Source organism: Coriobacteriia bacterium, assembly GCA_034370385.1.
In the GTDB taxonomy this organism is placed as follows: domain Bacteria; phylum Actinomycetota; class Coriobacteriia; order Anaerosomatales; family PHET01; genus JAXMKZ01.
Genome location: JAXMKZ010000059.1, coordinates 213788 through 225473, shown reverse-complemented (window position 1 = coordinate 225473; position 11686 = coordinate 213788). Strand labels below are relative to the sequence as shown.

General features: G+C 63.0%; 6 protein-coding genes. 3 read left to right on the top strand and 3 right to left on the bottom strand.

Annotation, left to right across the window (positions count from 1 at the left end):
* Window positions 1-482: 482 nt before the first annotated feature.
* Window positions 483-1916, bottom strand: coding sequence for a hypothetical protein (locus U1E26_12690; protein ID MDZ4170489.1), 1434 nt, complete (start codon window positions 1914-1916; stop codon window positions 483-485).
* A gap of 267 nt (window positions 1917-2183) precedes the next feature.
* On the opposite strand from U1E26_12690, the gene U1E26_12685 reads away from it, so the two are divergent.
* Entirely contained in the window at window positions 2184-4133 is a 1950-nt protein-coding gene (locus U1E26_12685) for an NHL repeat-containing protein (protein ID MDZ4170488.1), read from the top strand.
* Between the two features lie 16 nt (window positions 4134-4149).
* Here U1E26_12685 and U1E26_12680 read toward each other — a convergent pair whose 3' ends face one another.
* Window positions 4150-5976, bottom strand: coding sequence for a serine/threonine-protein kinase (locus tag U1E26_12680; GenBank protein MDZ4170487.1), 1827 nt, complete (start codon window positions 5974-5976; stop codon window positions 4150-4152).
* A gap of 160 nt (window positions 5977-6136) precedes the next feature.
* Here U1E26_12680 and essC point away from each other — a divergent pair, with 160 nt between their 5' ends.
* Both essC and U1E26_12670 read left to right on the top strand, forming a co-directional pair.
* The gene (gene essC, locus U1E26_12675; protein MDZ4170486.1) at window positions 6137-10738 is read left to right on the top strand and encodes a type VII secretion protein EssC; all 4602 of its coding nucleotides are present in this window, start codon (window positions 6137-6139) and stop codon (window positions 10736-10738) included.
* Entirely contained in the window at window positions 10731-10982 is a 252-nt protein-coding gene (locus U1E26_12670; GenBank protein ID MDZ4170485.1) for a hypothetical protein, read from the top strand. The genes essC and U1E26_12670 overlap by 8 nt, the downstream gene beginning before the upstream one ends.
* Here the strand turns inward: U1E26_12670 and U1E26_12665 are convergent.
* Window positions 10971-11669, bottom strand: coding sequence for an FHA domain-containing protein (locus tag U1E26_12665; GenBank protein MDZ4170484.1), 699 nt, complete (start codon window positions 11667-11669; stop codon window positions 10971-10973). The genes U1E26_12670 and U1E26_12665 overlap by 12 nt on opposite strands.
* Window positions 11670-11686 lie beyond the last annotated feature (17 nt).

Below are 11686 nucleotides of genomic sequence, written 5' to 3'. Positions count from 1 at the left end.
TCAATCGACAAGACGATGCAGCCGACACTCGTCGTGACCGACGGACTCGATCAGGAGGTGGTGCCCGCGCTCATGGCCGGCTGAGTGACAAGCCCGAGGTCGGAGCAGAGGGCTTCATACACCACTTGCCGGGACGTGGCCTCCCCGATGATTTTGAACTCGCCGAAAGTGTCGCCCATCGGACCCCTCAGACTCCCTATCTTCTGGCGAGGATTGTACCTGAACGTTACCTTCGGCCTCCGCGCCGCAGTCTACCTATCGGCACGAAGGACACCTCTGCGGTGTTGATCGTGAGGAACAACATGGGCGCGGGGGAAGCAGCGCATGTGCACCGGGGCACTACACCGATCACGCTGCGAGTGCGAGCGGTTACGACTACATCACAGTAAGGTAGCCCGGCGCGGCGAGGGTCGCCGTCGGCTCAACGGGGTTGGAGTTCGTTCAGGAGCCGCCACGATCGCGGTTTCTGCGTCGGTGGGGACCTACTTCACGGTGATGTAGTCGTACCCCGGGGACGAGGCGGCCCCAAGAACGGTCGATCCGGGGTGGTACGCACGTATTCGCCAGGCTCCTTTGGACGGGAGACGCAGGGATGTCGTGTATCTGGAATACGTCGAGTAGTTGATGGCCTTCGCCGTGGTCGTGCCGCGGTACTGCCACCACCCATCGATTCCAACCTTCTTCCACAGATAGAGCCTCACGGGGGACGTGTTCGCAATGTGCCTCGGCTTGAGGGTGCCGTACACGGTTCGAGCCTTGCCGGCGTACATGAGCGCGGGAGCCACGGGGGTGCCCACGTAGGGCCGCGGCCTGACGGTGAGGGCGCTGACATCTTCGAGGTAGATGTCTGCCTCGATCCGGATCTCATCTTCGTAGACGACCTTCGTGCCATCGACCGCCGGATGACTCTGCGAAGCGGGGTCCGCGGTCACCCTGTGCGTCACGCCAGTGGCGAGGCGGTGGGCGTAGACATCCGTGTTGCCACCGCTCTCAACCTGATAGACCACCGTGTCGCCGGAGATATCCGGACGCCAGTACCAGCCCGTGCCCGTAGTGAGCTTGCGCTCGACGTTGGTCGCCACATCGTAGAGGTACACGCCGGTTGGTCGGCGTGACGCGTTGAGTCCGACGTACACGAGGTTGGTGCCCCACAAGGCGGGTTGGCTTTGATAGGTCGCGGTTGACGGAACCCGCCGGTCTGTTCCGTCTCGCAAGTCGTGTATGCGAATGGACGATTCGTCGTACGAGCCCTGCTCGTAGGCCACCAGGTCACCGTGAATGACCGGACGACGGTGCTGTCCGAATCCGTCGGTGAGCCGCACCTCCGTGCCGGCGGTCAAGTCGCGCAGATAGATATCAGACGATTCCCCGGAGACGTTGTCCGGGTCGTTCCTGTAGTCCTCCCACACGACTCTCTTGCCGTCGATGCTGGGGTTCGTCTGACGATGATCGTGGCTGGTCAGCTGGCGCTCGGTGCGAGTTGACAGGTCGTACACGTAGATATCACCTTGCGACCAGTGCCCAGATCGTTCGTAGGCGACCAGGTTGCCGTCGATGACCGGCGTCTCGCAGTCCTTGGTGCTCGTCAGGCGTCGTTCGGTTCGGGTGTTGAGGTCATAGGCGTAGATGTCTGCGTATAGGGCAGGGAAGTCGGCGTCGAACAGGTCTAGGACGCGCCAGTCCTGCGCGCGCCAGTCCGCGTACACGATTGTGGAACCTGAGATGTCGGGTGCCATCTGGCTCTTCGCGTTCGTGGTGATCCGAAGAGCGGCCGCAGCCGTGCCGGGATGCGAGAGGCTCAGTGCGACTGCGACGCACGCGATGAGGATTCCGATTGTGCGCCCCGTGGATCCCGGGACAGCGTGATCCTGCGTGGTGCTGTGCGGGGCCCCGATCCTCCAGATTGGCCGTGCCACTGGTTCCCCCTCGTCGCTCGTCCCCGGCGCGCAGCAGGGGTTCTGCCCCGTTGCTGTCGCGTTGCCGTGGCGTCGAATCAGTCTAGCATCGTGTTCTACGGCGACATGAGGCTGGTTACTTGTGGCATTGCGGGGGATAGCGTTGTTGCCCAATCGTGCGATGCGACACGGATTGGCCACCCACACACTGCTATGCTGTTGAGTGTATCCAGACTCAGTTACCTCTTCAGCGAGTGTAACGGGCGATAGTACGCTAGGGAGTAAGTGATGCAGCGGTTCGCACACTATCGGTTGGCGATGGCGACCCTGCTGCTGTCCATGGGTGCCGCAATCTGGGTGTACGGATCGACGACCCCTGCTGATGCGGCGACCGGGACTGGTACGCGCGTATCCGCGGTTCCGGCTACTTGGACAGACGTCACGAACTGGACCGCCGGTTGGTCGGAGCCATGGGGCGTCGCGCTGACGCCCGCAGGAGGCTTTGTCGTCTCCGACAAGGGCACAGATAGAGTCACAGTTGTCCGCTCCGACGGGTCCTCATTCGCGCTCCGCAGTGCGTTCCGTGACCCCACCGGGGTCGCAGTAGACCGCTCTGGGCGCATCTACGTTGCCGACAGCGGCAACGGCATCATCCGCGTGTTCAGCTCAAGCGGGGCGTTCCTGAGAAGAATCGGTTCGCCGGGAACCAGCAGAGGGAAGCTCCGCTCCCCAGGTGGAGTCGCCGTTGGCAAGGACTACTCCGTGTACGTGGCTGACACCGGCAATAATCGGGTGCAGCGATTCAGCTCGACGGGGCACTACCTGAGCCTGATAGGAGGTGGTGCTGGCAGTGGGGCGCACCAGTTCCGGCAGCCGCGCAGCGTAGCGGTTGACTCCCGTGGGCGTGTAGTGGTCGCCGACACCGGCAACCGACGCGTTCAGCGCTTCTCGTCAGTGTCAAACCGCTCCTCGGTGAGGACTCTTGCCACCATCGGTTATACGGCCGGACCACTGGTCGGTCCGTACGGCGTTGCATGTGATGTGACCGGCAACGTTTACGTCACCGATCGATCAGGGGCGCGACTTCAGAAGTACAGCGCACTCGGCACGCTCGTCGAGTCATGGGACGGGCGTCCTGCCGGGGATACGGCGCTGGCGGGCCCTGTCGGGGTCGCGGTCAATGCGACTGGCGAGAGGGTGGTTGTTGCAGATCCCTCACAGGGTAAGGTCCGCACGGGTTCGATGCCGCTGTTCGAGTCCGACGACGACGTGAGCGGCGCGCGCAAGGTCACGAGCTGGCCCGCTTCGGGGGAGTTCGGGGGTCCCCAGGATCCGTGCGACGTCTTCACTTTCACCGTTCCGGCCAATGCGGAGTTCACCATTCGCTCATCGGCGGGGCAGATCGCGATACTGCGCGAGGGAGCGTCATCGGTGGCGGTCGATTTGAGTGACCCCTACGCGTACGGCTGGAAGTTTGCTGCGTCGTCTCGGACTCGCACGGTGGTGGCGTCAGTCCGTGCCTTTGGCGGGGCGCAGGGCGCCTACACGCTTCAGCGCGACATCAAGGCCAAGACGAAAGCGGGATTGAGCTCGCCGACAAGTCGGAGCGGCGTCGTCGCATATGGGAAATCCGTGTCTATCGCCGGCTACGCGAAGTCACTGGCTCCAGGCGTCGCAGCTCCCCCTGAGGTGGAGTTGCTCTTCAATACGGGTGCCAAGGGTTCTACGGCCCTGCCGAGCGTCCGAGTACCAGTCAGCGGCGGTCGATTCGCTTACAACTTCCGGCCCAAGCAGAACACGTGGGTGCGAGTCCGAGTGCCCGACTCCGATGGTTACGTCGCCTTCGGGCCCAGTCCGCGCGTCGACTTCTCGAAGGACGCTCCTGTGCTTCGCGTCAGGCCCCGGATCACACTCACCAGCGGCGCCAGCAAGAGCCGGTACAATCCGCCCGTCGTACGGAAGGGTCAGACGATCACGTTCAAGGGGACGATCCAGCCCGCTCACAGCGTGGGCGACATCGCCGTTACGTTTCGCACGGCGCTCTCGACCGCTCCCACCCAGCGCACTCCGGTACCTGGCAGAGTCGTCAGTGTCGGCGCGAACGACACGGGGTACTGGGAAGCGAAACGGGTCTTTGGCAAGCCGGGCCTCTACCTCATTCAGCTCGATCACCAGCTGAGCGACTGTGGCCTACATGCGGTCACGACCGTCGGACCGTACTACGTGCGAGTGAAGTAGCTCACCCGTACGCGTCCTAGTCGAAAGGATTGCTGCCCCCGCCGGTGCTGCCCCCGCTTGAGCCCCCGCTCGAGCTTCCGCGGGTGCTGCCCCCGCTTGAGCCCCCGCCACTACTGCCCCTGTTGACCGGCCTGGCCTTGACCGTGAGCCGTTTACTCGTGGCGCTCTTCTTGAACGTGTCGCTGCCAGCGAACTTCGCATGAATAGTGAACGTCCCCCGACTGTTCACCTTCCATCCCTTGAGAGTCGCCCACCCGGCAGAGTCCGTGCGGTGCCGACCGAGATCGCCAATCTTTCCCTTGGAGTTTTCGGAGTAGAAGTGAATCCACTGGCGGCGCAAGCCGTTGCCGCCTGAGGTCAGTTTCGCTTTCAGCGTGACTTGGCCGCCCTCGGTGAGGGTGGTTGGCGCTATGGTAAGCGCCACTTTTGTCAGGCGCTTCTCCGCGGGCTCCGCGGGAGGCGCCTCTTCGACGATCGGGGACGGTTCTTCTTTCACTGCCACAGGCTCCGGCCGGGGCTCTTCCGCTGCAGGCTTGCGCAGTACTCCTGCGGCGGTGCCTCCCGCGATGAGGACGAATGCGATTGCCGCTGCGAGGGCAACCCGACGACCCTTCTTGGATCGAGGTGGCGTGACGGGCGTCGGCGTCGGGTCTGATTCGACGTGCGGGGGAGGCGCGACCGGCTCGATGACTGGTTCGACGGGCTCTGGGTACTCGAGCATGGTCGGCTCGGCCATCTCGATGATGGTCGGCTCGGGTGGCGGTGGCGGTGCCGGCACTTCGGGCGAGGCCTGCAGGGCCGGCCCGGGCGCTGGGTACGGTTCGGCTCTTCCCTCGGATGATGGGGGATACGAAGGTGCGGGTGGGGGGGCGGTGGGAACCGACAGAGGATCAGCTGACGCACGAGGATCCACTGTCGCGACGGTCAACCCTGCCCCGGGTCCGAGGGTCGGATCCTGCATGGGATGAGGTGCCTGTGGCGGGTGAGTCGGTACGATGGAAGGCGGGTACTCCACCTCTTCGAAGCTTCGCAGTTCCCAGTCCGAGAGCATGGCATCGGCATCGGCGTAACGGTCGTCGGCGCTCTTCGCCAGGGCCTTCATGACCGTTTCGGACAAATGGGAGGGAATCTCCGGATCGAGTTCGACCGGTGTCGGCGGGTCTTCGTGCGCGATACGGTAGAGCGTCGTGGCGATGCCTGTGTCTGCCGCGCCCTTGAACGGGTTGGTGCCCGTCAGAAGCACGTAGGCGATCACGCCCACCGAGAAGAGGTCGGTTCTCTTGTCTATCGGCAGGCCCCGCACCTGCTCGGGTGACATGTACGCCGGCGTGCCGAGTACCGTGCCGACCGCCGTGTACTCTTCGGTGCTGGCCACGTGGGCGATGCCGAAGTCGGTGATCTTCACGCCGCCGTCTGCGGTCACGAATACGTTGTCGGGCTTGAGGTCGCGGTGAACCACGCCCATCGTGTGCGCGTAGCCAACCGCCTCCAGAAGCTGGCTGATGTGGGCGACCGTCCACGGCACTGGTGCGCGCCCGTGCGCGACGATATCCGAGAGCAACCGTCCGTGGATGAGCTCCATGACAAGACCGGGTCGGCCGTCAAATACGGCAGCCGCATGCACCGTGACGATCCCCGGGTGGCTCAGCCGCGCCACCGCTCGTGCTTCGCGAATGAATCGGCGTTGGAAGTCCGCCGTCACGTGCTCCGATGAACCGGGCGGTGGAAGCGGTTCCTTGATCGCGACCTCTCGTTCGAGCGCGGGGTCATAGGCGCGCCACACCACCGCCATCGCGCCACGGCCGAGCTCTGAGATGATGTGATAGGGACCGAACTCCGCCACGTTGCCTTCCCTCATACGCAAAACTACCGACTGTTGCCCTCTGGTCGGCTTCGTTCACTCTGATAGTGTACGTGAAGATAACCTAACCTGAGCACCGCCCTCTCGGGGGATTCGAGCGGTCGCTTGGAGCGCGCGGAACAAGTATCGAGATGGAGGGGAAATGCAGCTCATTCTGGTCGACGGCGACCGCATAGAGCGACTCAATCTCCCAGCGAAGCCGTTGGGTCAGTACTGGGTTACCCGCGCTGACGAGTCGGGCGGGTGCGACGAACTCCTCAGTGTTGAAGGGGTCGCCGGCCAGTGGGTCTTGAAGTCCAACAGACGCGCGGCGGTGCTTGGGCAGGACGAACAACCGGTGAAGACGATGGTTCTTGAACCCGACGTCTTCTACGGTATACGCATCACCGCGACAGGCGATAGTCTGCTCCTGCTGTGCGAGTCGACCACCGAGGATCGCCAGCGCTTCGTTCGCTACCAACTTCCGGCACATGGATCGGCGCGGATCGGCAGAAGCGAGAGTTCCGAGATCTGTTTCGCGAGCAGATTTGTGTCCAATGCCCACGCGGCGCTGCGCTTCGACGATGGTCATATCGCTGTGGAGGACAGGGGCAGTGCGAACGGCACGTTCGTCAACGGACGCCGTGTTCAAGCTGCCACGCTCAATCCCGGTGACGTGATTTGGATTGTCGGTCTCACGATGGTCGTGGGCCAGAGCATCATCGCCATCAATAATCCTGATGGACTCGTGACCGTCGACGAGCGAACCCTTGCACCCTTTGAGCTGCCAGACTTCAATCTAATGCTCGACGAGGATATCGAGGAGGCTGCCGTTGCGCAGCTGTTCTCGAGGTCCCCGCGCTTCTCGGAGAGAATCCGGACCGCTGCATTCAAATTGGATCCGCCCCCGCAGAGGCGCGAAGAGGATACGCTGCCGGTCATGCTCGTCATCGGCTCCGCACTCACGATGGGAGTGGCCGCATCTTCCATCGGTATCTTCACCGCCTTCAACGTGATTAACCAAGGTCGTCCATTCAGCGACGCGATACCCGCACTCGTTATGTCCGCGAGCATCCTTCTCGCGATGGTGATGTGGCCGTTGTTGAACCGCAGATATCACACGAAGCAGTCCGCCCTGCGGGAGCAGGAGCGCCTGGAGAAGTACCGCGCTTATCTCAGCGGAATCGATGCGCGCATCGAATCCGAGCGTGCTCGGCAAGCGGATGTACTCGGCCGTGCGGTTCCCACCCTTGCCGACTGCCTGGGTTGGGTCATGCGCAGAGACGGCGAGCTCTGGAGCCGCACTGCTGACGCCCACGACTTTCTGTCGGTGAGGCTGGGCGTCGGTGACGCGTCCATGGATATGGAGCTCAGTGCACAGGAGCCGAAGTTCAGCGTCGAAGAGGATTGTCTGGAAGCAGAGATGCGTGCGGTTGCGGACGCCGCTCGAGTGATGACGGGCGTGCCGATCACGGTTTCGTTGCGGGAGCACGCGATTCTGGGTCTGGTCGGCAGCGCGGAGCGGACACACTCGTTGCTTCGTGGCCTTGTCCTGCAGCTCGCCGCGCTGCACGCTCACGATGTCCTTCGACTCGTCTTCATCTATGACCAGGATTCACACTCGGACTGGGCGAGCGCGCGGTGGCTTCCCCACACATGGAGCGACGATGAGTCGATTCGTCTCGTAGCCTCCAGTGCAGAGGAGCTCAAGGGGCTTTCTGTTCACATTGAGGCGCAGATGCGGCAGCGCGAGGATGAGCGTATCCCCGGGCGCACCGGACCACTGAAACCGCACTACGTGGTGTGCGTGCTCAACCCGGCTCTGGCGAGTCGTTCGCACGGCCTTGACCGGATCCTTCGTGAGGGCGCAGAACTCGGATTCAGCGTTGTTGCGGCGTATCAGGACAGGAGTGAGCTTCCCGATGAATGCACCGCGATCGTCGACTTGGGGGATTCGCCGACCTTGATGCTGGCCGAGCAAGGGGAAGTGAGCACGCTTCCCTTCACTCCGGACGTTGCGGTGGCCTCTTGGCCCCGAGATGCGGTCGAAACGCTCGCGAACACCCGGCTTGACACGACCACGGACGTACGAGCGTTCCCTGCCGCACTGCCCGTTCTCGACATGTATCGCGTAGGTCGGGTCGAACACCTCAATATCCTGACGCGCTGGGCGGGCAGCAATCCGGTTCTGTCTTTGGAGGCCCCGATAGGTGTAGATGCGTCGGGCAACATCATGAAACTCGACGTTCACGAGCGATTCCATGGGCCCCATGGATTGATCGCTGGCATGACCGGGTCCGGCAAGAGCGAGTTCATCATGACGTACATCCTCTCGCTCGCACTCAACTACGACCCGCACGAGGTCGCCTTCGTACTCATCGACTACAAGGGCGGCGGCATGGCGAATGCGTTCTCGGAGCTGCCGCATGTGGTTGGCACGATCACCAACCTCGATGGCGCGGAGGTGAACCGATCGCTGGTGTCGATTCAAAGCGAACTGAAGCGTAGGCAAGCGCTGTTCAATGCGGCCGCAGATGCCACCGGCACAAGCAACATCGACATCTATGCGTACCAGGGATTGTACCGAGAGGGCGAGGTCAGCGAGCCGCTGTCCCATCTGTTGATCATCTCCGACGAGTTTGCCGAACTCAAAGCGCAGCAGCCTGAGTTCATGGACCAGCTCGTCAGCGCTGCCAGAATCGGACGAAGCCTGGGAGTCCATCTGATTCTTGCAACGCAGAAGCCATCAGGCGTGGTGAACGACCAGATCTGGTCCAACAGCCGGTTCCGTGTATGCCTCAAGGTTCAGGAGAAGGCCGACAGCGTCGAGGTCATCAAGCGTCCCGATGCGGCCGAGCTGTCGGCAGCGGGGCGCTTCTACCTCCAGGTCGGGTTCAATGAGGTGTTCGAAATGGGACAGTCGTCGTGGGCTGGTGCACCGTATGTTCCGAATGACACCTACACTCCGGATTACGATGACAGTGTCGCGCTGGTCAGCCATCTCGGGCAGATCGTTCGGCGATCACGCGGAGAGAAGTCACGCGGAGTCTTGGGCCCTGCCCGCAGACAGCTTGATGAGATCACGGCCTACATCGCAGGGGTCGCTCAGAGCGAAGGAATCAACATCCGTCCGCTGTGGTTGGACCCCATTCCCGGCGACGTATTCGTTGACGAGCTCAGACGAAAGTACGGGCAGCCCGCGCGCGCGGGTGTCTTGGAACCGATCATCGGAGAGTACGACGACCCGGCCAATCAGCGGCAGGAGGTTCTTGCCGTCCCGCTATCCCGCGACGGCAACGTCGTGGTGTACGGGTCCACCGGGAGCGGGAAGGAGCGGTTCATCCGGACGCTTATGTGGTCGCTCATAGAGTCCAGCCCGCCAGATCTACTCAACATGTACGTGATCGATTGCGCCGCCGAGACTCTTGGTGCGTTCAGGTCTGCACCGCACGTCGGCGATGTGCTCTTCAGCCATGATCACGAGCGTATCATCCGTCTGATGAGGATGCTTGGCAGGGAGATGACGCGCCGCAAGCGGCTCCTGGTTGAGGCGAATGCCGGCTACTCGGCGTACCGTACGCCCAGCGGAGAGCGTCTCGCCTCGATTGTGATCGTCGTTCACAACTACGGCGGCTTCGCAGACGCGCACCCTGACGCGCTGGAGGCGCTCACCTGGATTGCGCGAGATGGAATACGCTACGGATTGTTCGTCGTCTTGTCGGCGACGGGTTCAAACGACGTCCGGTTCCAGATGCTTCAGAACTTCAAGCAGATGTTCGCTCTTCAGTTCAACGACCCAGTCGACTATGTCTCGGTGCTTGGAAAGACCGGCGGCATGCGGCCTTCCACGCTGGAAGGACGCGGGCTGGTGCGGCGCGACGGAGTGCACGAGTTCCAGACCGCCCGACCCCGTTCCGGTGTCGACGACGACCTCGCCTTCATTCGTGAAGAGTGTCAGCGTATGGCCGACGCGTGGGATGGTGCCGCCGCGCCGGCGGTGCCGGCGATGCCGACCATCGTGACTCCGGAAGCGATTGAGGCGATGCTGTCGGATGCTCGGTTCCAAGGAGGAATCCCCTGCGGCGTCGAGGTCTCTACGCTTGAACCCGCTGGTCTGGACTTCGCCGGATCCTTCGGAACCTGGGTGCTCAGCCATGACCCGGAGGATGCGGCGTTCGCTCAGGGCATGACGGAGCTCATGGGTGCGGACATGGGCAACGATGTGGTCGTCTTGGACGCGGCGCCCGCGTTCGTGCAGGATGAGAACCGAACGTACGCCTACGCCACAGGAGCTGCCCTGGACCCGGCGGTTCGAGAACTCAGCAGCCGCATCGCCGAACGACACGTCAGCGTGGAGGCTGGAACGGCCGCAACCGAGTTCGAGGCGCACCCCATCGTCTGCGTCATCGTTTCGTACTCGCGGCTCGCGCAGTCCTTGAGTGCCGAGGTGCGGCTCCTGCTTGAGGGGATGATAGCTCGCGACGGAGTGCCGATAGGCTTCCGCATCGTTCTCGTCGAGGCCGCCTCAGAGGCACAGAAGCTCGCTTATGAGGCGTGGACCACGCACTTCAAGCCCACCCGCGGCGTGTGGCTCGGGAACGGTTTTGCCGATCAGAGTGTCCTCAAGGTGCTCTCCGGACGCAACGACATGTATCGGGAGATCGGCTCTCGGAACGGATACCTGATCTCCAAGGGCGTACCCCGGTTGATCAAGACCCTGCGGTCACCGCTGTGGGCGAAGGACGAGGAGGCCCTCGATGAGTAGAGTGCTGGTGAGCGTGTTCGTGCCGGTCGTGAACCGGGAGATGGACGTCTTCATCCCGTACGAGGTCCCGCTTGGCCGCACCACGGGGTTGCTTCGGAATCTTTTGGGAGACGACCCGTTGACCGGGGGTGAAGCGGTGCGCTCGGCCGTCCTGTGTGACCGCGGAACCGGTGCGATACTGAATCCCGAATTGAGCCCTCAGGAGGCGGGACTCACCAACGCCTCGCAGTTCCTATTTCTCTGATGCCAACACGGCGTCACGGTACGTCATCACTGTGCTTCCAAGCCTGATGCGGTCCCCGTCTGACAGGCGGACCGGATGGGCCAGAGCCGAGTCGTTGACGAAGACCTGAGCGGATTCGCCGACCGGACCCACAATCGCCGTGCCGCCGTGCGTGGTCACGAGTGCATGCACCTCTGCGGCGTCCGAATCGGAGATGAGCAGTTCACACTGGTCACCTTTGCCGACGCGCGTCACACGTTGCAGGGCCACCTGGCGCCCGTCCGCGAACTCGAGAAGTCCGCGCGGCTGGCCCCGGTCGATATCGTAGAGGCCGCGGCCGACCCGAACGATGCGTCCGTCAGATCGCTGGAAGCGACTGATCAGATTGGCGGGCAGGCCCTTTCCGGGTAGCGGGACCCCCTGCTCAAGAAGAGCCGATCTCAGCTCGTCGATCGACATTGCCGCGCCGCGACTCTCAAGTATCGACGCGGTTGCGTCGATGAACTCACCATGACGGGCGGGGGCCTTGCGCGCAGAGACTTCTGCGGCAGGGGTGCCCATCTCTAGGGCAAGCAGTTCTTCGAGCAGGCGAACCCGCGCTTGGGCGTTCTGGAGGCGAAGCTGAGCCGCAGCCAGGTCTTGAGTCGCGTCCGCGAGTTCTTCGCGGGCCCGAGAGAGCAGTTCGCTGAGGTCGCCATTGGGCGTCATTGGCATCCGTCCAGTGT